The organism is Neobacillus niacini (genome assembly GCF_048572935.1).
GTDB classification, from domain to species: Bacteria; Bacillota; Bacilli; order Bacillales; family Cytobacillaceae; genus Neobacillus; species Neobacillus niacini.
In genome coordinates this window covers 1230852-1255703 of record NZ_CP183883.1, presented here as the reverse complement: position 1 = coordinate 1255703, position 24852 = coordinate 1230852, and the positions used below count along the sequence as shown (strand labels likewise).

At 36.8% G+C, this 24852-nt stretch carries 22 protein-coding genes and 2 pseudogenes; 6 read left to right on the top strand and 18 right to left on the bottom strand.

The window, feature by feature from the left end:
* From ACN6MT_RS06050 to ACN6MT_RS06015, 8 genes and pseudogenes are all read right to left on the bottom strand, one after another.
* Positions 1–804, bottom strand: a complete 804-nt coding sequence (locus ACN6MT_RS06050) for an ABC transporter permease (RefSeq protein WP_419955125.1) — start codon at positions 802–804, stop codon at positions 1–3.
* Positions 801–2078 carry a nucleotide sugar dehydrogenase gene (locus ACN6MT_RS06045; protein WP_419955124.1) on the bottom strand — a complete coding sequence of 426 codons (1278 nt, stop codon included), beginning with the start codon at positions 2076–2078 and terminating at the stop codon, positions 801–803. The genes ACN6MT_RS06050 and ACN6MT_RS06045 overlap by 4 nt, the downstream gene beginning before the upstream one ends.
* 53 nt (positions 2079–2131) lie before the next feature.
* Positions 2132–4405 carry a glycosyltransferase gene (locus ACN6MT_RS06040; protein ID WP_419955123.1) on the bottom strand — a complete coding sequence of 758 codons (2274 nt, stop codon included), beginning with the start codon at positions 4403–4405 and terminating at the stop codon, positions 2132–2134.
* Positions 4406–4409: 4 nt separating this feature from the next.
* Positions 4410–6410 carry a methyltransferase domain-containing protein gene (locus ACN6MT_RS06035; protein ID WP_419955122.1) on the bottom strand — a complete coding sequence of 667 codons (2001 nt, stop codon included), beginning with the start codon at positions 6408–6410 and terminating at the stop codon, positions 4410–4412.
* A gap of 148 nt (positions 6411–6558) precedes the next feature.
* Complete coding sequence (locus ACN6MT_RS06030; RefSeq protein WP_419955121.1) at positions 6559–7848, bottom strand: glycosyltransferase; 1290 nt, start codon at positions 7846–7848, stop codon at positions 6559–6561.
* Positions 7849–7873: 25 nt separating this feature from the next.
* On the bottom strand, positions 7874–9061 hold the full coding sequence (locus ACN6MT_RS06025; RefSeq protein ID WP_419955120.1) for a glycosyltransferase family 4 protein: 1188 nt from the start codon (positions 9059–9061) through the stop codon (positions 7874–7876).
* A 460-nt stretch (positions 9062–9521) separates the two neighbouring features.
* Positions 9522–9665: pseudogene (locus tag ACN6MT_RS06020) on the bottom strand (transposase); the annotation flags it as partial.
* 295 nt (positions 9666–9960) lie between these two features.
* Positions 9961–10608 (bottom strand): CBO0543 family protein, encoded by a 648-nt coding sequence (locus ACN6MT_RS06015; protein ID WP_419955119.1) that lies wholly within the window; start codon positions 10606–10608, stop codon positions 9961–9963.
* A gap of 122 nt (positions 10609–10730) precedes the next feature.
* On the opposite strand from ACN6MT_RS06015, the gene ACN6MT_RS06010 reads away from it, so the two are divergent.
* Positions 10731–11036, top strand: a complete 306-nt coding sequence (locus ACN6MT_RS06010; protein WP_419955118.1) for a putative quinol monooxygenase — start codon at positions 10731–10733, stop codon at positions 11034–11036.
* 1 nt (position 11037) lies between these two features.
* Here ACN6MT_RS06010 and ACN6MT_RS06005 read toward each other — a convergent pair whose 3' ends face one another.
* The gene (locus ACN6MT_RS06005; protein ID WP_419955117.1) at positions 11038–11694 is read right to left on the bottom strand and encodes a hypothetical protein; all 657 of its coding nucleotides are present in this window, start codon (positions 11692–11694) and stop codon (positions 11038–11040) included.
* A gap of 108 nt (positions 11695–11802) precedes the next feature.
* On the opposite strand from ACN6MT_RS06005, the gene ACN6MT_RS06000 reads away from it, so the two are divergent.
* Positions 11803–12138, top strand: coding sequence for a DUF3889 domain-containing protein (locus ACN6MT_RS06000; protein WP_419955116.1), 336 nt, complete (start codon positions 11803–11805; stop codon positions 12136–12138).
* Positions 12139–12165: 27 nt separating this feature from the next.
* Here the strand turns inward: ACN6MT_RS06000 and ACN6MT_RS05995 are convergent, their stop codons facing one another.
* The 3 genes from ACN6MT_RS05995 to ACN6MT_RS05985 are packed head-to-tail and all read right to left on the bottom strand — an operon-like array spanning position 12166 to position 15297.
* Complete coding sequence (locus ACN6MT_RS05995; RefSeq protein ID WP_419955115.1) at positions 12166–12693, bottom strand: dihydrofolate reductase family protein; 528 nt, start codon at positions 12691–12693, stop codon at positions 12166–12168.
* An 11-nt stretch (positions 12694–12704) separates the two neighbouring features.
* Positions 12705–14303, bottom strand: a complete 1599-nt coding sequence (locus ACN6MT_RS05990) for an ABC1 kinase family protein (protein WP_419955114.1) — start codon at positions 14301–14303, stop codon at positions 12705–12707.
* Positions 14304–14316: 13 nt separating this feature from the next.
* Complete coding sequence (locus ACN6MT_RS05985) at positions 14317–15297, bottom strand: serine hydrolase domain-containing protein (protein ID WP_419956391.1); 981 nt, start codon at positions 15295–15297, stop codon at positions 14317–14319.
* A 257-nt stretch (positions 15298–15554) separates the two neighbouring features.
* On the opposite strand from ACN6MT_RS05985, the gene ACN6MT_RS05980 reads away from it, so the two are divergent.
* Positions 15555–16016: a DinB family protein gene (locus ACN6MT_RS05980; RefSeq protein ID WP_419955113.1), complete on the top strand. Its 462-nt coding sequence runs from the start codon at positions 15555–15557 to the stop codon at positions 16014–16016.
* A 267-nt stretch (positions 16017–16283) separates the two neighbouring features.
* On the opposite strand, the gene ACN6MT_RS05975 is transcribed toward ACN6MT_RS05980, so the two are convergent.
* The 6 genes and pseudogenes from ACN6MT_RS05975 to ACN6MT_RS05950 all read right to left on the bottom strand — a co-directional run.
* On the bottom strand, positions 16284–17126 hold the full coding sequence (locus ACN6MT_RS05975) for a pentapeptide repeat-containing protein (protein ID WP_419956390.1): 843 nt from the start codon (positions 17124–17126) through the stop codon (positions 16284–16286).
* A 184-nt stretch (positions 17127–17310) separates the two neighbouring features.
* Positions 17311–17703 carry a VOC family protein gene (locus tag ACN6MT_RS05970; protein ID WP_419955112.1) on the bottom strand — a complete coding sequence of 131 codons (393 nt, stop codon included), beginning with the start codon at positions 17701–17703 and terminating at the stop codon, positions 17311–17313.
* Positions 17704–17911: 208 nt separating this feature from the next.
* Positions 17912–19684, bottom strand: a complete 1773-nt coding sequence (gene ltrA / locus ACN6MT_RS05965; RefSeq protein WP_419956389.1) for a group II intron reverse transcriptase/maturase — start codon at positions 19682–19684, stop codon at positions 17912–17914.
* An 864-nt stretch (positions 19685–20548) separates the two neighbouring features.
* Positions 20549–20923 carry a YciI family protein gene (locus ACN6MT_RS05960; protein ID WP_419955111.1) on the bottom strand — a complete coding sequence of 125 codons (375 nt, stop codon included), beginning with the start codon at positions 20921–20923 and terminating at the stop codon, positions 20549–20551.
* Between the two features lie 102 nt (positions 20924–21025).
* Positions 21026–21160 carry a hypothetical protein gene (locus ACN6MT_RS05955; RefSeq protein ID WP_419955110.1) on the bottom strand — a complete coding sequence of 45 codons (135 nt, stop codon included), beginning with the start codon at positions 21158–21160 and terminating at the stop codon, positions 21026–21028.
* Positions 21157–21366, bottom strand: a pseudogene (locus ACN6MT_RS05950) (hypothetical protein); the annotation flags it as partial. The pseudogene ACN6MT_RS05950 and the gene ACN6MT_RS05955, both read right to left, overlap by 4 nt.
* Between ACN6MT_RS05950 and ACN6MT_RS05945 the strand changes: the two are divergent.
* From ACN6MT_RS05945 to ACN6MT_RS05935, 3 genes are all read left to right on the top strand, one after another.
* Positions 21263–21658 (top strand): hypothetical protein, encoded by a 396-nt coding sequence (locus ACN6MT_RS05945; protein WP_419956560.1) that lies wholly within the window; start codon positions 21263–21265, stop codon positions 21656–21658. The pseudogene ACN6MT_RS05950 and the gene ACN6MT_RS05945 overlap by 104 nt on opposite strands.
* Before the next feature lie 510 nt (positions 21659–22168).
* Positions 22169–23587, top strand: coding sequence for a Na+/H+ antiporter NhaC (gene nhaC, locus ACN6MT_RS05940; protein ID WP_419955109.1), 1419 nt, complete (start codon positions 22169–22171; stop codon positions 23585–23587).
* A 697-nt stretch (positions 23588–24284) separates the two neighbouring features.
* Positions 24285–24704, top strand: coding sequence for a GNAT family N-acetyltransferase (locus ACN6MT_RS05935; RefSeq protein WP_419955108.1), 420 nt, complete (start codon positions 24285–24287; stop codon positions 24702–24704).
* Positions 24705–24852: the final 148 nt, after the last annotated feature.

Genomic DNA, 24852 nt, shown 5'->3' with positions numbered 1-24852 from the left:
TTAAATATAGTCAACAAATTTATGACGGAATTTCAAATGAAAACGTGAACCAATAACTAAAATCAAAAGGGTAACAAACCAAAAATAGAATGTATAATCCAAGTCATAAAAAAACCATTCTCCGCCTAATAATGAATTTCTAAATCCATCAATAATATAATAAAGTGGGTTAAGCTGCAGTAAATTCACGAAAAAGGCTGGCAGGCTTTCTACGTTCCATAGTATCGGTAAAGCATACATCATCATTCTCATAATCGATTGAACCATTGTTTGTATATCCCTGATAATGGTTGTAAGTGTTGATAATAATAATGTTAAACTATATAGCAAAATATATAGGCATAATAAAAAATATGGTAATTGCAGCAGGTAAATCCCCGAGAAATAACCATTTAGGACTAATATGAAGAATGTAATCAACATCATAGCAATAAAGGAAAAGGAGTTTTCTACTATCTTTATTGTAGGAAGGACACTCACTGGGAACTTCATTTTAGAAACTAAATTTATCTTTGAATACACACTATTTGAACCTTGTGTGATCGTTGGGCTTATAAAAAACCATGGTACGATACCACAAATGAACCAAAGGAAGAACGGGGTCTCTCCGACAGAAGAGCCCCCCCTAATTCCAAAGCCAAAAATGAACCAGTATATACAAATTTGTATCACTGGATTTAAAACTTGCCAAAATGCGCCTAAATAATGCATATTGTATTTACTTTTTTCTTGAAACATACTTAATCTGAATATCAGATTAAGATTACTAAATTGTTCTTTCAGGATTCGCCAAACAAAGTTCATACAAGACTTGCTTCTTTCTTAAGAAATTCATATAGATTTCCATAATTCATATATTCAACATCTTCTGAAACTGTGAAAACTACATTTTTGGTATCGAAAATTCTCTTATTGTTCATTTTCGATAATTTAGTTCCTTCGATTATTTTGAACTCATCATGATCAGATAATATTAAGATTAAATCAGATCCATTTACTGCTTCTTCCATGTCACTGATTACCCAGTCTAATTGAACATGCGGATCAAATGCTCTTACCTCGAATTGGTTCTCTTCTTTTAGCATTTCATAAATTTCCATCGCTGGACTTTCGCGAATATCATCCACGTTTCCTTTGTAGGTTAAACCAAATACAGTAACCACTTTACCATCGACATTTTTCATTAATTCATTCACATTTTCTACAACGTAGTGAGGCATAGATGTGTTAATGCTGCGTGATAGGTTGATTAACTGAGCTGTTTCAGGAGCCTTTGCGACAATAAAGTATGGGTCAACAGCCAGACAGTGACCGCCTACACCTGGTCCAGGTGTATGCAGATTTACACGCGGGTGCTTGTTCGCCATGCTGATAACATCTAAAGCATTGATTTCTAACTCGTTACACACTTTTGCAAGCTCGTTCGCTAAGGCAATGTTCACATCTCTGAATGTGTTTTCCATTAGCTTAGACATTTCAGCAGTTTTTGCGTTTGTTTTGATCAGTTCACCTTTAACAAACGTACCGTATACCATTGCGCCGGCTTCTGTACATGCTGGTGTAATCCCGCCGACAATGCGGTTGTTGTAAACTAGTTCGTGCATAATTTGACCTGGTAATACACGCTCTGGGCAGTGTACTAAGAAAATGTCTTCCCCGACAACGAATCCAGCCTCTTCTACTAATGGCTTTACAACATCATCCATACTGCGTGGTCCAATGGTGGATTCTACGATGATAACATTTCCTTTTTCGACATACGGAAGAACCGATTTAACCGCACTTACTACAAAGCTTAAATCACAAGACTTATATAAATCATCATGGTTTGGAGTTGGAACAGCTATAATGAAGGCATTTGCTTTTTCTGGCATCAATGAAGCTCTGAACGTACCTTTTGCAATTACTTCTTCTAATGCTTCTTGTAAACCTGGCTCTTCAATATGTATCCTGCCATTATTCAATGAATCTATTACTCTAGGACTTACATCTACACCGACAACCTCCACATTGTGCTTAGCAAACATAATAGATGTTGGTAACCCGATATATCCTAATCCTACTGTACATAATTTCATTATAAGTTCCTCCTAATAATTAATGGTTATTTTTCACTCTAATTATCTTTGACTTATACAGAAACTGTTTTATTCTTTTTATCCCTAACGATTTGTTCAAATACACCCGTTGCTTGTTTAATATTACCTAATTCTGATTTATAAGCTAATTCATATCCACTTAATATACTGTTCTCTTCATAAATTCCCCAGATATTCGTGCCGCTTCCAATGTAATCACTTAATTTAGAAGGTAAATATGGATTTATTGCTTTACTTTGTTTTGTCTTTGCGTCATTAACAACTAAGCAATCAAAAGAGGTTGTTAAATTGAGAAATTCGTTATAATTAACATATGGATTAATCTTTACATTTTCAGCTAATATACTGCCTTTTAATTCTTCCTCAAGTGAAGCGGGATTGGCAGTAAAAATATGTAGTTTAACATCTTTTCTTAATTCCTCGGTTACATTTTCCAAACCACTGAAAAGGTCATCTAAGTTTCTTGTTTGGTAGAATGTACCGAAGTATGCGATATTCACTTTATCTTTTTCTAATGAATAATTGCTTTTATTACTATTATAAAATTCCGTTGGTAAGGTAGGCTGTGGTGAAATAACAGCTTTCTTCTTGATCATATTTTTGACTTTCTTAATCGGAAAACTATCTAACATATATTTCAACTGATTTTCATTCGTGAATATTAACTCATCCGCAAATAGATATGGCAAATATTCACACCAGAAGAATAGGTTTGAGTCAGAAACAGGTGGTATTTTATACTTTTTGGCAGCCATTTTATTGGCTTTTTTTAGAAAATCAGGGTTTTCAATGTTGGCTTTTCTAGTTTGACCATGGATATCTAGTAATAAAGGATCCGAAAACTCTGCTGACCATTTTACCTTCGGGTTAAGGAGTTTATATTGGTAAGCCAAAAAGTGAGATCCAGGCCACATGGCACGACTATAAATTTCTTTATATGTTTTTGTATTTCCTAGTTTGTCAATACCTAACGTACAAAAGGCTTCAATTGCTTTCCAATTAGAGAAACTAGGATAACTTGGAATCTCAAATCTTTCATCGATGACATCTTCAACTAAAGTATTTAATTTAAGATCTCTCTCTCTCACTTTATCCATTTTGTTGTAAACAACATCCACGATTTCGTTCATATTTCGAATCCGTTTTGCCATTACATTACCGCTCGTATCAACATATGGAGGGAAACAGAAAGAGATAACTAGCTTATTGGCTAAGCCTCTATTGACAATAGAATAAGGCATATATGAAAGGTTTTGCTTTTTAATTTCCTCAACAACTTGTTCCCAATCATTGATATTTTCCTTCAAATATCTATTAATGAATGTTGATTGTGCGTTTATTTTTTGTTTAATAAACGTTTGTTTTTGAGTATTTGTAGTTTGACCAATCAATTTATCTAACCGTTTGATTACGGCTAATCTTTGAGTGACATAGAAATCAAATGTCATAATTTGTCGTGATACTGAGTTATCACGCAAAACTCTATAATAGATCACTTGTTTATCAATCGGGATAACTTTAAATTTCAAGTCGTTTTTGGCGATTAGTTCAGTGAAGAATACTACATCTTCTCCACTCTTTAATCCAGAATCATACTGTATTGGCTTTAAACAACTAGTAGGCACAAGCTTACACGCATTAATTGTCGCAACCATATTTAAAGACATAAAGTCGTTATGTTCTTTTTTCTCGACATTTATAATTTGTTGATTAATGGAATTAGTAGGGTCAACATTTCCAGCTTGGTCGACGTTAACGATTTGAGAAATAACGGTTGTATCAGGGCTTGCATAATTAAACATTTCTTCTAAGAAGTTGGATGAAGTATAATCGTCATCATCTAGAAAAACTGTGTATTCCCGCTTAGCATGTTGCAAACCTATGTTTCTAGCTGAAGAAGCACTTGGCGTTGATGAATATAATACGGTAATGTTATTCATTTTTGTTTTAGTAATAAAATCATTAATGATTGATTCTGTAGAATCCTTTTCACCATTCATTATGATAATCACATCAAATAATTCTTGCTTTAATGTTTGTTTATGAAGAGATTCTAAGCATGTAAGAATTACTTTTTCACCTTTATAAGTTGGAATAATTACGCTTATCCCTTTTTTAAAGTTTGATTTATTTACCGGAACAGCTGGTTTAGTTACTCTAGTAACCGGCTTGTTTCCTTCCGTTTCAGTCTTATTAATTAGGATGCCTCCTGGAATTACAGGTAAAGAAGGAGTGTTTAACGTACTTATTTTTTTCTTTATTTTTTCTATTTCCTGTAATCTTGCTAGTATTTCTTCCTTTTTCATCGTATTAATTGCTCCTTACCTTGTTTGTATATTTACGTTTGAGCTGCCAATACTTTAATGTCATGGAACCTAGCCTGGAAGTTTTCAAAGCCATATATTTTCTTTCTAACTTACTCAATTTATCCTCAATATTTCTAACGAAGTTTTCCAACTTGCTGTATTCTTCTTTTTCCTTTAGGTTGCTTTTTAGAGATTTCTCTTCATGAGTTAAACTAGTAAGTAATTCAGCTTTCAACATTTCAACCTGCTTGTTTAAGTCAATGATCAGATTGTCTCTTTTCTTAATTTCATCGTACAGCCTAGTATTTGGATGAATATCAGGTGTAGTACTATTCTGCACCTTTTGCTTGATTATGAAGTTTAATTGCTCTTTCTCTTGATCCTTAAGTTTAATTTGCTCTTTGTACTTTTCAAGACTTCCTAGATGTTTCTTCACTTCCTGTTGAAGAGCCGAAATCTGTTCAGCTTTTTCCTTTTCTCGTGCTAGAAGAATTTGTTTACTTTTTATTTCTTCCTTAATCTCTTCTAAGCTTTTGGCCTCATTTGCTTTTAGATTATTAATATTTTGCTTTAATTCATCAATAATAGTATCTTTTTGAAGCAATTCTTCTGTATTTTTTTCTTTTTCCATTTGCAGATTTACTAGTTTTACTTTTAAATCGTCTACTTCATTTTCCTTTGTTTGAATTGCTTCTATAAACTCTTCACTATTTATTCGATGTTGTTTTTCTAAATCATCAATCAATGATTTATATTCAATCAATTGGGTGTTAGCTTGGTTCAAAAGATTCTTATTTTTCTCTTTTTCTAGTTTAATTTCTTCTAATTTCTTTATTTGTTGGTTTTGATAATCAGTTTCTTTCTTTTTTAGGGTTTCTACTTCTTTTTCTTTATGTTTTATCTGTTTTTTAAACTTTTCAATTTCCAGCTGATGTTGCTTTTCAACTTTTTTAATTGATGATTTATATTCCTTTAATTCATTGTTGGATTTGTTTACTAGTGATTTATTTTTTTCTTTTTCTTGCTTGATTTCTTCTAATTTCTTTATTAGGTCAACTTGTAAATCAAATTCTTTCTTCTTTAGAAATTCAACCTCTTTTTCTTTTTGTTGAATTTGTTCTAAAAGCCTGCTGTTATTCTTTTTTTCTTCTTTAATTTCTACTGTTTTGCTAATTTCTATTTTTTCGAGTTCATTTACCCGGTTATTTAAGGTTTTAATCTGACTATTCCGTTGTTCTAATTGTTCTTTCAAACCTTCAATATATTGAGAATGTTGAGTTTGTAATCTTTTCACATATTCATTTTTTTGTTTAATGGTAGTTTGGAAATTTTCTATTTTCGTTACTAATTCTCGTTCTAAGATGTAAAAAGCATTTTCTAATGTTTGGATTGTTTCGCGACTAAATTCAGCCTTTTGTGGTTGGGCAGTTAGCTCAATATTCTTTTTACAAATAACACCAACCCAATTTCCTAGGTATTCAATTTTTTCAATCGTAAAGAAAGCGGATAGATGGTCATACAATTCTAAAAAGTAATATGTTCGTTTATGATCAAAGTAGTCATTAATTCCAAAAGGAACAGTTACTACTGCACGGCCTTCTTTATCTAAATGATCATGTATTTTCTTTAAAAAACTTAACGGATCAGAGATATGTTCTAATACTTCTGTCAGAAGGATTGTTTCATATGTTGGTTCTAATTGTTCCTCTGTCATAAAGTTTGACACTCTAAAGTTAACATTCTCTTGGACTGTTACATGCTCATTTTTCAAGTCGTCCATTGCATACTCAATCGATTCTTGAGCAATATCTAGAGCATCAACATTTTTACCTTCACGCCCTAGAATAATTGGGACTATTCCTTGTGAACACCCTATATCCAAAACATTGTTCCCTTCAACATGATTAACAATCCAATTGATCCGATATCTGGTTTTTTTACCGAAGTCTTCTCCCATATCACCTTTATAGGCTTCAGCAATTCTATCTAATGGCTTTTTAGTCATGTTAATCTCCTTATCTACTAAGAAATTCATTCTATACAATATTCCACTAGTGGGTTTCAGAGCGTGTGCAATGCGGCGTTTTCTTTGCACAAAATAATGACATTGAAGATGTTGAGTGTTTTTAATAGCGGAACTCAGTTAATGCAATCTAGTGACAATATTTACTATAAACGTTAAGGAATTCTTGCTTTTCTTCTTCCCAGTTATAACTATTTCTTGCGGCAAAACTGTTCTTACTATATTTCTCTCTCAGTGTTGGATTTGATAGTATTTTATTAACTGCATCTGCTATTTCCATAGGATTATGAGAATCAACAGTAATCCCAGTTTGTTCCTGATCTACAACTTTTTTGATCTCTGGAAAATCACAAGCTACAACAGGCACACCTGCCATCATATATTCAAAAAGCTTATTAGATGAAGCAGAATAGTGATTAAAACAGACGTTATTTAAAACCTGAAATCCTATATAACCATTCCTCGTAAATTTAGGAAGATCTAAAAGAGGTACTTTTGGGTGAAACTTCACCTTTTCCTCAAGGTTCATTTCCTTAACCATCTCTTGTAACTCTTTCTTTATTTTCCCATCTCCAACGAGTACCAATACTCCCTCTTTAAACATCGGTACAGCTTTAATTAGCTTGTCCAAACCTCTTCCTGTTTGAATTCCACCTTGATAGAGTAGAATTTTCTCGTTTCTAGGAATGTTTAGGATTTTATGTAAATCTACCTTTTCATTACTTTGACTAAGCTGTTTGAAAGGATAATTATGAACAACATGAGGGTAAAATCCATATAAATCTTCGTTATATTTCGCTCTTGTATCATTTTCAACCATCATCTCGTCGATTTTCTTTATAAGAAAGGCTTCCATTTTCCCATGGATAGGACTTGAATATCCAGTTCGACTTGTTTGGACCTCATGTGAATCGTAAATCAACTTCTTCGGCTTCAAACGCCACTTTGCACTGATATAGCCTTGGGGAAGTGTATTTAAATCATTTGAATGGTAAATATCATAATGCCCTCGATACCCCTTCAAGATCATTCTGAATATCAAGCTGCTTCTTACCCATAACACTCTTACCCTCGTTTTAAGTAGTAAGAATACCACGATAGTAATCGGGATAACAGCGACCGGCGCTAAAAGGGTAAGGATTGCCCAGATAATCAGACAAAAAGCCCCAAACCATTTATTCTGCAAGGAGTAGCGGTAAAACTTCTGCCCTAGTTCTAATAGAACTGGATATCTTCTTAATCGATAGACTTTAAAATGGTCATTCCTTTGCTCAAACCTTGGAAGGTTTGCGTCTTTTGGATCATGAATACAAATTAGATCCACATCATACCCAGCCTCGGACAAGGCGGTACACTCCCGTAATACCCTGGCATCATTGGTAAAATGATTCCAAACAAACATCCCAACCTTTTTCGACATGGTTCTCCCCCTTTCTTCATAGGCTCTATTTCATAAGCTTAACTAACTTATTAATATTGGTTTCCCAATTAAAGTTCTTAAGAATTACTTGTTGCTCTCTTTGAGCCATATCTTTTCGTAACTCATCATCATTTAATAACATCATAATATGTGACAAGATTTCTTTTGAATCTGTATTATTGCTTGCTATTCCAACCCGCTCTTTTTCAACTATTTCCTTCGCATATCCATCAATAACACCCACGATTGGGACGCCGCAAGTCATATAGTCAATCATTTTCCCCGGCAGGACTGTCTTAAAAACTTCTTCATCCTTCAACGTAACTAAGCCTATATCATGTTCCGCAATGATCTTAAAGCATTGCTTTCTCGTTAGTGGATTCATGATGGTTACATTTTTGTATTTCTTAATGGAGTTAACCAGCTTCTTTTTATTAATTCCATAGCCTATGATTGTTAACTGAATACCCTGTTCATCTAATAGGGGTACGAGTTTATTGATCAAGTCAGTGTTTTGAGCAAGTCCAAGATTTCCTGCATAGATAATTTTCTTTGTTTCGTTTTCTTTTTTATAAATAGAAGCTAATTCATCTGTTATTGCACCGTTTGGAATAAATACAATTTTTGACTCTTCAATTTTAGCCTTTGTTTGGATGTACTCTCGAAAGCCTAAGCTGTTAATAACAATTTTGTCTGATTTTCTGTAAAGGATTATTTCTAAAATTCCGAGAATTTTTAAAATCAAAGGATAGTTAAGCACCCCAACACCCTTAAGCGATTCTGGCCATAAATCCCTAATATCTAAGATAAAATTACTCTTGTACCTATATTTAGCAAAAATTCCAACGAAACCCGTAAATATCGGCGGAGAAGTAACAAAGATATAATCATATCGTTTCTTATCCTTAATGATGAGAAAAAGAAATTTCAATGCGATTTCTAGATAGTAAAATAATCGATTTAAAATACTGTTTGAATATTTCCTACTGGAAATGCCAATTCTAACAATGTTACTATTTTCACAATTCAACAACTCCTCATCCCAAAATTCTTCATTTTCGTAGATTTTCTTATTCGGGTACGAAGGCTCAGTTGTAAAAATCGTTACATCGTAATTTTCTTTTTTTAATTGCATATAAATGTTCTTTATTCGATTAGCGTGGCTCCCAATTTCCGGGTAAAAATGCTGGGATATGATTAATACTCTTTTCACTAAGGGTACCACCTTTGAAATTAATAATAGTTTGTCAATCTTGCGTGAAATAAAAAAATAAATATCTAATAGAAACTTAAATGCTATTTAGCACTTACTCTTTCATTAGATATTTTCTGATTTTATTAACCTCTTTTGTTCATGAATTGGCGAAGGTCGAATTAATAATGGAAGATATAAGATTAATAATAGTATTAATAACGAATAATGGACTTTCACCTATAATCTTACAAACGATATTAAGCTTATCACTTTTCTTTATTATGGTGGTAGAGTCAAAAGTTCTATGAAAACTCAATAGGTGGGTAGTCGAATTTCTATTTATCTGATGGAAATATGCCAATGGTTTGAGATTCCTTTATCAAGGGTGACGGAGACAAAATGAAAGCATGCCAAATAGACCTTTGTATTTCCATTTTAAACCATTTGCAAGTTCGGTTTGTCACGAGTTCGCTTCGCCGATTGCTGCATGTTCAGACCCAAACCTGTTTGTTGAGCAATAATTGCCCTTAAACGTACGATTGAGTCTATCGATAACTTGTTTAAGAGACCTATACCTTTTTGATATAAGGTGTTAATTGGTAAGCCCAATTACCTGTGTAATCTATGGCTCTAATGTCGGTTTCATTGTGTTTGAATAATAAACGGAGAAATTCCGGCTAAATGGAGAAATATTGATTTTTCCCTTAAAATAAAGGTAGTTTTTCCGGCTATCTTAGCCAAACCTTCGGATTTTGGCTTATTTAGAGCAGTTAGTCGGAATAACTCCGCTAATATTTGCTTTTTAGGGCTTACTCTTAAACATAGCAGGAATTTCTCCGCCTATGAATTCTCATACTGATTCTACAACACGAAAATCAACCATGAATACTAACAGAGCCTATTTTAAAAAAGGGAAATTACTTTAACACCTTACCCTTTTTGGTAGTTCCCATTTTACTGCCCTTTTCCTGCGCATTTTTTTGAAGCCACAAAAAGAGATCTGTTATCACTTTGGATAAAACAAGGATCACGATATAGGTTAGAAACAAGTGGAAGTAATTGGCCCATGCGTTGAACTGAAACAATTGATGCATGGCGAAAATCGGCTTTAGGATAAAGGATAGAAAAAGACTTAATAGCAATGTATAGAGGTAATAATTTTTATGATGTTTAATGGTCCATTGGTACACCAGTATGAATGATACCGGGACTAACGATGCGTCCATTCCGAGACTGTGCGCGACAAAGGGAATCATCTTATAAGGATACGTCCAAAGGGCTTGTGTGGAACCAAAATCATCGAAATAGGCAAACCAAACATGGACGTTGAATCCATAGAAGCCGAGCTGAAGTGCCCGTTTCCAGTCCATTGCAAAATAGAGAACAATTAGCGGGGCCACAAACATAATCACATGAAACCAAAATTGCCATGTATCGAACGCAGAATGCTCCTGCCAATAATTCAACCATTGATGGGCTCCATCTTGTTGTTCTTTTATTAACTTACTTAAAGCCTCTCTTTGAGCATCTTTCATCGCATTCCCTGCCTTAAACGTATTTTCCATCTTAAATTGCCCAATTTGTTGGTAAAAAATTGGGAGTTCAAAATATTTTTTTGTATTTGTATATCCAGAAGGAAATAAGGCGATGACAGTAGAATGGTTACGTAGTTGAGGAGGTTTGAGATATGGAGAAATTCGGGATTTACGGTAAATTGATTGCTAAAGAAGGTGAACGTGAACAATTGGCCTCCATCTTATTAGATGCAGCAGAATCGTTGCAAACTCTAGATGATTGCGAACTATATCTTGTCAGTGTAGCACCAGAGGATCCTCATGCTGTTTATGTGTATGAAGTGTGGAGCAGCGAGAGTGCTCATCAAGGATCCTTAACATTGGAATCTACACAAACATTGATCCAACGGGCGAAACCGATTCTTGCAGGAATGGAACGAATTTCGACGCTGGTTCCTAGAGGTGGCAAAGGAATATAGCCTATTCCTTTGTCTCTAGATTTAGCTGTATTACCATAGATGTGACGAGCGCATTCAAAGGATTGATAATGGGCTGGGACGTTTCATGCTCTACCTGTCGCGCTGCCCCAACCATTGATAGTTGTGCTACTGAAACCACCCTCTGATGATCTTTTTTCAAAAATTGGATTACTTCTCTTTCGTATTCTTCCTTTTTCCCGCTCATAATAAGTTGGAAGGTATTCTCTATGACCTGAACCTCAATATGCAACGTTTTCTGTTTTGATTGTGCATATTGCTGCAGCCTTTCGAATGTACCAGAAACGGTGTCAGGGTTCGTGAACACCATCATTTGAGGCTGGTCAACCCCGCAAATTGCTTCAAAGTAAGGTTCATCAATCTTAATGATGGGCACCTTTAATGAAAGCTCTCCCACTAAGGCAATATAGTTCGTACAGGTAATAAGGATGGCGTCCACACCCGTTTGTTCGATCCACTCTACTTGATCCTTCACTTTCTTCTGAGCTTCAGAATCTGTGAAATCCGGGTCATTCATGACTCGTTTCATCAGACCTGGATCGACAAAGTGGCTCAACTCGACGTCATAGGCGGATAGTGCTATTTCGATATAGTCAATATTTGAATAATGTGCATGCAGACAGCCGATTCTTTTCTTCAAACTTCTATACCTCCTTTTATGAAATGAGTCATATATCCCGTTTCTGAAGCAGCGTACATATTTTTCACATGGGATGCCATGATAGTAAGACACAAAGGAGGTGCTTATATGAAAAAGCTTCTAATTTGTTTCGCTATCTTATTTGGCTTTACTAGTTCCTCTCTGCCTCAATTCGGCCAAACTGCCTTTGCCCAACAAAAACCGACGCCATCCTATGCAAAATGGAGTAAGATAGCAATAGCTAAGACGAAGGAAAAATATCCGAATGCGCAAGTGGTCGATTATCTTTATGTTGGAAGAACAAATGGACCGCGTACCTCAACCGAGAAATTTAAATTATGGCTAAAAGAAAATCAAAAAGAATTTGGCGTTTATGTAGACATTGAATTTACCAAGCAAACAGAACAAGTGGTGAATGTTACTTATACAGAAACAGCTCGATAATGCTTGCCCAGGGGTCCATGACAGCTTTTACCTAATGGCTTCATAATGCAGTTCGGCAAATTGTTTATAGCGCCGTACATCGACCAGCTTAAGTTTGTTTTCCTGGTCCCCTGGCACAAACATAGGTATTCCTCGTCCAATAATGGTCGGGGCAATCTGAATAATAAACTCATCCACCAGATGTAGCATGTGCTGGAGCACTTCCCCGCCGCCGACAATCCAAATCCGTTTCCCCTCCTGCTCCTTCAAGGACTGGGTGAAACCAGCAATATTTTCATTGATAAACGTTACATGTTCATCCGAGCCGGTTGTTGTACGCGAAAAAACATAACAGGGCTTACCCTCGTAAGGGAATTTTTCTGGAGACAGAATGCCGATTTGTTCATATGTACTTCTTCCCATCAGAATCGTATCGATACTCTCATAAAACTCCTGATAGCCTGTATCATGTTCCCCCTCTGTCCCAATTAACCAATCTAATGAATGATTTTCTCGTGCGAGGTAGCCATCCAAACTGATGGCGCCGTAAAATACTAATTTGCTTTGTTTACTCATACATCTTCCTCCTAGTGTTTTCGTTTTTCATGCATAAACTTCATCCACTTTTTCTGTTTCAGATTGCAAACAAAATACCCTACAAGAGCCACTGCGGTCCCGCCAGCTGACAGGTTTAAAACGAGTGTGTGGGATGTATAGATACCCGCTAGGATTCCTATCATTCCGAGTACTGTCAGTTGAAAAAAATGCTTTTTATTACTTTCAAAAATCATAAATTGAAATTGTCTGCGTTGCTCTAGTTCCTTTAGATCCTCAAGCCTCTGGGGTGCTTGTAAAAATTCCGTAACGGAATGAATAAGCTTAAACGCAGGCTGTGATTGAACCCATTTCCAGATTAAGTACCATTTATTGTTTCCTTGTTTGTTCAGCCACTCCATAAAAATCGGTTTCCCTAGGTCGAGCAGATCAGCCTCGGGAGCAAGATTACGGATGATTCCTTCAATAGTAACAAAGGAGCGGCCTAGAAAAACGAATCTCGTAGGAACCTGGATAGGCAAGGCTTGAATCGTATCGTTCATTTCCTTCTTAAACGCCATAATATCCATTTGTTTCAGTTGTTCTGGTTCGAAGGATACCATTTCCGCCAACAGCTTTTCAATTGTTCTTGAATCTGCTTCCGGGAGTAAAAATCCAAGTTGAGCTAAGCAATCCACCGCCTGCGAGTAATTTTTCGAAAGAAAGCTTTCAATTAAACGTTGAAAGTGCGCTGCGTCCTTTTTACTGATTTCGCCAATCATGCCGAAATCGAGCAAGATTATTTTCCCTTCCCTTGATACGAGAACATTTCCTGGATGGGGGTCGGCATGGAACTTCCCTGGCTCTAACCATTGAGGAAGGAACACTTTCATCAGCCTTTGAGCAAGTTCTTCAGGTGTTACGGATATGCGCTCCAACGTCTCATGATCCGTGAGCCGCATTCCTTCTACCCATTCCATCACCAGCACATTCGACTTACTTAGTTCTGGATACACCGATGGAATCTTAACACTATCCATGTCCTTAAATCGCTCTTTAAAATAGAGAATGGTCTCGAGCTCGAGGGTATAATCAAGCTCTCGTTCGATCACCTGTTTTAGTTCCTGAAATAGGACTTTAAAGTTTATAAACCCTTTTGGAATCGGAACAAAATGGTCGGCAAACCAATGAACAACCGCTAACACCTTGAAATCCGTTTGGATAATGGTATCGATATAAGGTCTTTTCACCTTGATTGCGACCTCTGTGCCGTCCTTCAGTACACCTTTATAGACTTCTCCAATTGAGGCGGAGGCAATCGCTGTTTTTTCGATGGATAGGAAGTTCTCGTGGTCGAGAACTTTTTCTATTTCACTCCAGTCAGAAGGAGGAACCTTGTCCGTGAGGTCTTCAATTTGGCTGATAAACGCTTTTGGCAGCAAATCTGCCCGCGTACTTAAAATTTGTCCGACTTTGATCAATAAGCCTTCCAATTCAAATAGTGTATTCCGATACCGTGCCCCTATTTGTCCCCAAAGCTTCTCCCACTCCTCCTTCGGCTTCCTGCGAATCTTGTACCAATAAATTTGCAGAAAAATCCCGAAAGCGAGCGAAAGCACCTTATACATCCGCACCAGCTTATTCTGTTTCATCCAGGTTCCCCCCTTAAAACACATCCGCCACTAAATTGCTAAACTCCCTTAAATAATGAAGATAATTGCTGCCGCCATAGTTGTATTGTTTATTGAACATTTTTGCCACGACGACGTTGTATTCTGGGATCACTAAGAGGGTTGGCCCGGTAACGCCAAGTATTTGATAGGACCCTTTAGGGACTCTTTCACCCAATTCACTATGTTTGGCCGGAGTACCTTGTACAAACCAGAACAAGCCGTTTTGCGGCAAGTCGTTATTTTTATAAGAAGGATTTTGAACGTGAGTCGCTAGTTGAATGACTTCCCTTGGAACGATGTCCATCCCATTGTTCAAATGAAGATTTCCCCAGCGGGCAAATTCACGAGCAGAGATATGGAGGTTTGATTCCATCCCGTTCTTTGTCTGTCCTACTTTATAAGAGGCCGGCTCTTTTGGGTCATCCACGACTTGAACCAATTTTTCATTGGGTTCCGTCTGCCAAGCAGTTTCGTTGAATCCCATTGGCTTGAACACTCGTTCCTCTAGGAATTCGGGAAACCTTTTCCCATAAAGCCTGTTTACCAATTCGGTCATCATGATGATATTAATCCCTCGATACGCCCAATTGGCACCAGGCTCAAACTCTCGAAAAATCGTCCCGTCCTCCCGTTGATGAAGGCCGTGAGAATGAGTAACCAGATGTCTGATCGTGGTTTTCCCTAGCATTTCTTTGTCTATATTCTCAAAATAGTGAACAGCCAGGTCATCCAAGCTCTTTATTTTACCTTCATATAATGCGAATGCAGCGACTAGCCCCAGGTAGCTTTTTCTTGCAGATGCGACATTAAATTGCGAGGTCGCGTCAATCGGGCGGGAGTTGTTTGTGTTAGCGTGATAGCCGCTATAGTGCTCTAACACGATTTGGTTATCCTTGAGAATGACAAGTGCTGCCCCGCTGCTATGGTTCCGTTCTTTTATATCTTCTATGTATGAAATTAGTGGTTGAAAAATAGTCGATACACACCTTTCTATCAGTCTAGTATTCTATAGTAATGGACGAATTTCCTTCAATCCCAATGGAACCCTTATTCGTCTCCTAGCATATACTATAGTAGACGCAAGGAAGCACCTCGCGTTACCTGGACTGACTTTAATGTCAGTATTTTTTTTGACTAGATTTTGAACCCAACCCTGATTTCACGTGAAGTTATGCAGGATTTTCCACCTCCATCTCGAATTAAATGCTAGTGAAAAAAGGAGGCCTGCACATGAACAATCGTCATGAAGTATTATTTACTCAATTACAATCGTATCGCAGTTATATTTTAGGGGTAGTTGAAAATGTAACGGAAGAAGAAGCAGAAATCATTCCAAAGGGATTTAATAATAATATCCGCTGGAACCTTGGACATATTTATCTTGATCAATACTTATGGATTCAAGCTGTGACGAAAGAGAAAGCTGGAGTTCCGGAACAGCTTCAAGCTTGGTTCGGGTATGGGACATCCCCCGCAAACTTCACTCCAGAAACACCAACGATGGAAGAATTAAAAAAGCTTTTAAAAGAACAGCCTGCTGAAATTAAAGCACAGTACGGGGAGCGGCTTGAAGAGGAATTTCCTCCAACCGAAATGGGAATGCATACGATCGAGCAAGTGCTGATTCGAACGATCTTCCATGAAGGCATGCATCTGCAGAGCATTCTTGATTTGAAGAAGTGTATGAGGTAAGCAGAAAAGAGGGGGCCAGTGACTATTTGCAAGCGAACATGCAGCCTTGGTTTGACCCCCTTTTTTATCTGTTTTTGCAATAAAAAAATGGCCAGTTCATTCAGTTGAACTGAGCTATTTTTATTATTCATTCTTTTGGCAGCTTGTTGAACTAACGCTACCCGTTACTTTAAGTGTAATATTTCACAATCTTGCTTCCAGAAATTAAAAAGGTTGCTTCTGCAACCCCAGTTTTTGTGTAAGAACGCTGAATTGATTTATAAAACCTTAAACCAGCCAATGTTCAGGAATGCTTAGTGAAGGCGGCAATTTAGTATGAATATCGCCATTAGCAGAATTTACTTGTACTTGAGTGAGAAAAATACTTCCTTTTAGATTAGCACCTCTTAAATCAGCATCTCTCAAATCAGCACCAATAAGGTCTGTTTCTCTTAAGTCTACTTCTCGAAGGTCAGAAGCAATAAGTAGAGCTCCTCTCAAATTGACTCCTCTAAGGTTTGCACCTCTTAAATTCGCGCCGATTAGGTCACGACCCCTAATCATTTTCCTCTTTCTCATACTTTTATGATATTTATTATTCTTTACTTTTGTTCGGACTAGTTCACTGGCTTTTTTAAGTAAATCATTAACCTTGTCTCGATGGCTTGGTACATAAAAGGATAAGATAGATTCAGGGCTTAAATAAGTGAGGTGTTCGGTTTCTTGCACTGCCTGCTCTAAATCCATATAGATAGGTCGAGCATCTTCTAAACTAAGAGCCTCATTTAAGTAATAAAGCATTTCGTGAAGTTGTTGCATAATAGGGAATACAGCAAACATTTCCGTCGCTGTTGCTGAACTTTTTCGCCAATCATTTCCATTGTATGTCACTTGAGAAACCTTTTGACCTGCCCCAAAGCACTCATATACCGTACATCCTCGAAAGCCATTCATTCTTAGGTTTTTATGAATTCTACAACGATAATCTGTCTGTAAGTTTCTGCAAGGAGTCCCTTCTCCTTTATCAAAAGCAAAATCTGAAGAGGCAGCAAATGATAGAGCTACACAACATAAACCAAAACAATTTTCGCAGTCAGCACTCAAATATTTTTTACTATTGTTATTATTCATTAATTGATGAGGCACTACTTACACACCCTTTTTTTCTTATCCTTTTGATTCAACTGGTTATTACTATTCTAGGGTTGTTGGAAGAAATCCTTCTTAAAGTAAACTGCTTCGTTTGTTTAATAACTCCATAAAAAAGCATCAACCCTGTTCGGATTAATGCCATCATATTTTAGAATGTTAAACCTCAATTTTTACCCAGAATAGTATCAATCCGTTCAATTTCTACCTTCTTATCGATGTATTCGAATAAACCAATTTGATTTCCCCAAGGGTCAGAAAAGGTGCACCACTTTACTGGAACTTCCTCACGAGAAAACACTTCAAAATATTCAACCTCTAACTCACTCACTAACCTTGACTTTTCCGCTTCTAAATCCTTTACAGCCACACGAAGAGGTCCACTACCTGAAGAAGGTGTTCCTTCAGCTACTTGTAACCAACATCCTGGCACAACCTCCCATTCCACAAATCCATCGTGCGGGATAAAATCTGGTGCCTTTTGCAAGAATGTTTGATACCACTTATGTCCTTCTTTAATATCTGTAACACGAATCTGATAAGTCATTTCAAAAAACAATAAAATCCCTCCCATATTAGCCTTTGGACTTATTCCATAAAAAGTTAGTCTAATCCTTCTAATTAATACAGATAGGTAAGGGTTTGAAGTTATCGCTCCCTTTTCCCCCTGTTCACACCGTACATGCGACTTTCACCGCATACGGCGTTCCAACTAAACCAATTTATTCTTTCTATGTGTTAAGCAGACGAGTGCTGTTTTTCCAAAGTTAGATTATTTCATTTAGACATCTTAAGCGTAGTTTATTTAGCTTTTCTTTCTGCTTACTAGTGAGCTTTAAAGATTGTAAAAGAGTTTCTATTTTGACTTTATCTTTTAGATGAATTAACTGATGAATTGTTTTATGAACAATAATCAAGTTAGAATAACTATCATCTTTCGAAAGATAATAAGGGTTTATGTGATGACAGTGCCATTCATGTATCCCTAACTCTTCTCCTAATATGGCACATTTACCATATTGGGCAATAAATCTACTGATTCGATTGTCGTTATATTCAATGGATCTGTTTGGAATGTAATTTCTCATGATGTAAGAAAGCGTATTATTATCAATAGCTTTGAGGCTATTATGGATTTTTGCTCTACCTTCGGCAGTAAAGTTACATATTACTTGAGAGAAACAAAATGTCTTTTTCCACCTTTGTGCGTGGATGGGGACAAAAACCATTTTTTGTATCATATACAATTTTGCCTTATATCCCTTGTATCTTTTCTGTAAGGTTTTAGTCATCTCATGAAAACTTGCCTCGGTTCTAATGTTCCTTAACTGATTATATAACGTTCTGCGTAGGTGAGCGTTTAACTCATTCAGATTGATAGCGATGTTAGTAGCGACCGAGTAATAGTTTTGGATTCCCATAACGACTGTATTGAAATTCCAAACTGTCTGAATGCAAGGCTTTTTCTTGATTACTTTTATAGCTTCCTTAATCTTTTGAAAGGCGTTTTCTTTAGCCTTTTTCGACATATCGGACCTTGCTACATAGCCAAATCTTGTTTTTCCTTTCCTTACAACTTTCATTGAAAATCCAAGAAACTCGGAAGAGTTTTTCTTTAGATTAATAACCTTCGATTTCTCCTCACTTGTTTCCAACTGAAGTCTTTTTCTTAAGAAGTCTTTCAATGCAAAGTTCATTTTTATAGCGTTTGACCTAGTTCTGCACATTACCTTGAAATCGTCCGCATAGCGAACGATGAAGCACTCTTTCAAAGCAGTTTTCTTTAAATGTTGATATTTACTTCCATTTGTAGAGTAAGTATATCTGCTTTCAAACGTTTCCCATTGGTCACTTATCCACCAATCCAATTCATTCAATACAATGTTTGAAAGTAAAGGTGATAGTATACCTCCTTGCGGAGTACCTTTTGTAGGAATACCTTCACCCTCAATCTCTGCTTTTAATAGCCTGGATATTATAGATAGAAGTGATTTGTCCCTTATACCTAGTGACCACAATTGTTTTAAAAGTTTACTGTGATTAACATTATCAAAGAAACCTTTAATATCAACATCAACACAATGATGTAGTCCAGACTGATTGATAAGAAATTCAAGCCTAGCTTTGGCGTGATGAGTGCTGCGGTTCGGTCTGAATCCATAACTATGTTTATGGAATTTTGCTTCACAAATTGGCTCTAAAATTTGAAGTATGCATTGTTGAAAGATTCTATCCCAAATCGTTGGAATCCCCAAAGGTCTAGTTTTTCCTTTTCCTTTCGGGATGTAAACACGCCTAACTGTTTGTGGTTCATACCTTTTAAACATGGATTGAACCTTTGCTATTACATCTTCGACTGTTAAATGTAAAATATCGTTAATAGTTAACTTATCTGTTCCCGCAGTTTTGCTACCTGTGTTTCTTTTAATGTTTCGGTAAGCAAGTCGTATATTATCTTCAGAACACATTAATTCTGTTAAGTCATAGAAGTGATGACCACTGACACTTTTAGCATATAGTGTATCGAAACAATCTTGCATACTATAATACTCATTGTGTCTCAGTTTCTTCCGTTTCAATAAGTTGGTGACTCCTTTCGGAGTTAAACCTCTTTTAGTCTCACGAGAACCTTATTAATCGATAAAGAACTGCCTTACTTGGTTGAATAAATCTTTATTAGTCTAGTGGCTATCCCTCCATGTGGATTAGACATTTCATTGGTACTGTGCCACCACTTTCACTGATATAAAAGTAAGTTATCCAACAACTAGTTTCATTATTGTTTTCCTTACTAACGTTTCATTAGAAGTAAGTCCTCCACGTTATCAGCTTACAACGTTGAGTTATATCTATTATAGAATGAACTTAGGTGCTTCCTTTAAGCCTGTTAGCATTCATACGCCTGTAACGTATCATGGATTTTCATATTAGTTATTTTTACTCGCCCACATCTAACCTCACAATTTGGTGATATACACATTTCTATGTATCGCAGGTATAGACCTGTACATTCGGAAATTCGTCAGCTTAACCTTTTATTTTAGGTTTATTCGCATTCTCACCATATTCATTCAACTCAAGCATCATGAATTACACCGCTCCATCGAGTAGGCTTTCGTCAGCCGAACTGGTACGGTAATTTCTCACGCCTTTTCACCGAGCTTATAACACTATCATTCTTACTAAATCCAGTGCTATTCGATTAAGAGAGAACCCTTCAGGACGTTACCCCGTCATTTGATTCTTTGATATAACCCTTCAGTTCCGTAAGGAACTGTCTAGCCTTTAGCGGAGAGATGTAACCATCCTCCATTTAAGCTAGAAACATTTCGCACAACTAAACTGCTTCGTTAGGTCCATAAGAAAAAGCATTCCTTGTTAAAGGAATGCAAGGTTACGATCTTTTACTCACTCTTTTCGAAATAGTGTACTGGCCTAATTTCTATCTTCCAGCCTAATTCCTCTCCAGCATCCAACTGTGTGGTCGGATGTAAAGAGGCGATACGTATTGCTTCCTCCATATCATTTGCCTCTATTAGGAACACACTACCTATTCTCTGATCGAACTCGACTAAAGCGTTGTCCGTTACCTTGATATCCCCGTTCTCACGCCGTAAGGATTTGACTTCCGTTTCCACACCAACATCCATCAATACTTGACCGCTCATATAAAATTTCTGAAGGTGGGGGCTACATTCGCTCATAATAGCTTCGATTTCACCTTTCGGGAGAACATCCATTTTCTCTGGACTAAAGTAACCAAAACACAAGAATTTCATCTTTAATCTCCTTTTAATTGGATTTTTAGCTTATCAATGATTCTTTTATACTAAGAATTTCTACGAGTTTTAAATAATTCCTTCTTTAACTAGACTGCACCGTTAGTTCAACAAAAAATGACCGCCCCAGCGATCATCATCTTTAACCATTGCCCCCGTTACTTTAATAGCAATAGGTAAGATTTTGATGTTATCTCCATCTTTTCCCCTGCTCCACACCCAACGTGCGACTTTCACCGCATTAGGCGTTCCATCGTATTCTTTTTGACTAAAGCAACTAAATTACAAACTTTACGAAATTGGTTTAGCTTCTTCAATTGTTTTCCATCTACTTGAAGAATGTTCCTATATCGTTCAATCGTCTTTTCTCTTGTAGCATGGATTAATTTATGGACATCTTTAAGTACGATTACAAGATTATTAAACTCATCTGTACCTCCCATATGTTATTTGCTTGTATCCATCGTAACCGGTTTTGTTATGGTTTCGCTGGCAGCACTTGGTTTAGGGCAAGTAGGGAACTCGGTAATGGAGGAAGGGATTGCAATCGGTAGGATATATCGGGCCGCAATCGTGTATTTGCCAGCGCTGTTCGTCATGATCGGATTGGCAGTGTTCTTGCTTGATTTTGCACCAAAATTAACCGGTATGACGTGGTTTTACTTGACCTATTCCTTTTTCGTTCTTTATTTAGGCGGGATGCTGCCATTCCCAGAGTGGATGGGGACACTGTGACCTTTCGGAAATAACCCGCAGATTTCTATCGAGGATATGGACTATACGAAAGTGTCCGTACTGACCATCATTGCTGCTATATTATTCGTCGATGGTTTTATGGAATATAAGAAACGGGATATTCAAGGTTAATTATATTTGTATGGAATTCCTTTAAAAAAGAATGCCTTTTTTTGTTAAAAAAACCCAAAAAAGTTATTGTAGACATAATAAATAAACCAGTGTATAGTGTTTGCATACACACTTCAACGCTTAAAAGCGTTTTAGTAGAAAAGTAAATAGCGTGCCTACAGTAACAGTAGAATTGTCATGAGCAGCAAAAAGAGACCAGGTGGAGGCTGAAAATCTGGGCAGTGACAATTTGAAGTACAGCTGTCTTGAACGGGCATATGCTTTGAGTGGGTAAGGAATCATCCTTGCCAAATAGGGTGGTACCGCGGAGTCCTTTCGTCCCTAATAGACGAAGGGGCTTTTTTGCGTTTATTTTTATAATTTATAGGAGGATCATTTATGGTTCATAATCAAAAGGTACTCGAAATTAAACCAATTGAAGCGGCATTTATAACCGCGCTTTTAATGGGGATGGTTGGTTATCTTATTATTGGTATTAAAGTCGTTCCGCATATTGCGATTATCGCAGGGATTTCCCTGTTACTAGTATATGGTGCAGTAAAAAAAGTAAGCTTTAGAGATCTGGAAGTAGCGATGGCAGATGGAGCGAAATCCGGAATTGCTGCCGTGATGATATTCTTTTTTATTGGGATACTGATAAGCAGCTGGATGGCGAGTGGTACCATTCCGACATTTATCTATTTGGCGGTTGAGTTAGTTTCGGGAAAATTCTACTATGCGATTGTTTTTGTGGTAACAGCTATAATTGGCTTAAGTATTGGAAGCTCCCTAACAACAGCTGCGACCTTGGGTGTGGCTTTTGTTGGAGCAAGCTCGGCACTAGGTATCTCGCCTGTGATTACGGCTGGAGCAGTTGTTTCAGGCGCATTCTTTGGCGATAAAATGTCACCTTTATCGGATACGACTAACCTTGCATCTACTGTGGCTGGGGCAGACTTATTTGATCATATAAAAAATATGTCATGGACAACGATCCCGGCATTCATCTTATCATTCATAATTTATCTCTTTCTTTCACCAGGGGAAACAGAACAGAGCATTGAACAAATGGGAGTCATTAAAGAAGCGCTAAATCATCTGAACCTTGTTCATTGGTACTCTGTTGTGCCATTCATCATCCTGTCTGTATTGGCGGCAAAAAAGGTTTCGGCCATTGCTACGCTGGCTGCTAGTACACTGTCTGCGCTTTTGATTTCATTTTTTATAAATGGCGGAGTGGATGGTAAAGGATTGTTCGATTTACTCTACTCTGGTTATGTATCAGAGAGTGGCATAAAAGAAGTGGATTCCATGCTTTCACGCGGTGGAATGGAAAGTATGATGTTCAGTATTTCAGTTATCCTGCTTGCTTTAAGCATGGGTGGTTTGCTTTTCCGCCTTGGGATTATTCCGGCACTCATATCGCTATTACAAGGATTATTAACTCGTGTTTCTTTATTAATTAGTTCGACAGCTGGAATGGCTATTGCGGTTAATTTTATCCTGGGGGAGCAATATCTGTCGATCCTTTTACCTGGAAATGCCTTTAAAGAGCATTTCAAAAAAGCAGGTTTGGAACCGAAGCATTTATCACGGGTGTTAGAGGATGCGGGTACGGTTGTGAATCCACTCGTACCATGGAGTGTGTGTGGAGTATTTTTATCTTCAGTGCTTGGTGTATCCGTTTTAGAATACTTTCCTTTTGCGATATTCTGCTTATTATCACCATTGATTACCGTTTTTTATGGCTTTACTGGCATTACACTTCCTAGAAACAAACAAGTTGTACGTTCTATTCATCCATTTTCAAAGGAATGAATGCGGATTTATTAGACTCTAATTCGCTTGCTGCAGATACGTTCGTCCGGAACATTGCAATATGGATGAACTTGTTCAATATCATTTTCAATTGTATGGGAAAAAGAAAGGTAAAATATCATAACGGGTTCCGTTTCCTACCCGCAAAACGTCAATTTGCACAGGAAAATGCAAACCTAAATGTAATCCTTTTTTGCACTTTAAAATGTAGGACAATTTGTAAGGCTAGAGAGATTAAAAAACAGTAGAAATAGCGAGGGTTTAAATCCTTGCTATTTTTGTTTTTAATTGCTAATTCTTCGGTTTGCGAATTACGATGTTGCAAACCAGTTCGCCCTTCTCGTATCGATTTTGTATAGGTATGAGAATTCATAGACGGAGAATTTCCGGCTATTGTATAAAGAGGAAGCTTAAGAAGCAGATATAAGCGGGGATATTCCGGTTAACTGCTCTTAATCAGACAAAATCCTAAGATTTGGATAATATAACCGGAAAAGCTTCCCTTATTCTTAAGGAAATACAGGTATTTCCCAATTTAGCCGGAAATTTTCCAACAAAAAAGCGTTAATCCTTCTTGGATCAACGCACCCCTTTAGGTGATGTATATATATTCACATACCACCTTGCTTATAGAAAAGTATAGTATACTAGTAGGCAGGGTTAGTTAGCCTTAATTAGTAAAATGAGGTGAGTCGGAATGTCTAATTTAACAGTACATACGGGTTACAATGAAGAAGATACGTTTTTTATACGTTATAATTTGATTAAACACAATAAAAGTAAAGTTGACTATACAGAAGAAGAGAAATTTAATTTTGTTTTAAAAGATGAAGATGGAAACATTCTTGGTGGACTTGTGGGACATACAGATTGGGATTGTTTTTTCGTTGATGTTTTATGGGTCGATGAGTCCTTGCGAGGACAAGGAAAAGGACAGGAATTAATGCAAAAGGCTGAAGCTTTCGCTCGTGAAAAAGGTTGTATGTTCATGCGTTTAGAAACATATAGTTTTCAGGCTCCAGAATTTTATAAAAAGCTCGGATTTAAAGAGATGGGGAAACTAGAAAATTTCCCAAAAGGTTTTTCTCATTTTTATATGTACAAACAGTTGAATTAATGATGAATTTTTAAGTGCAAAACAGTTCATTTACCTTACTACACTTCATATGTAGTAAGGTCAAGCTGTCGAGAAAGTCTCGGCAGCTATTATTTTCTTTAATAGGTTACGGGGATTTCACAATGACTCTCCGCACCGCCAAAACATG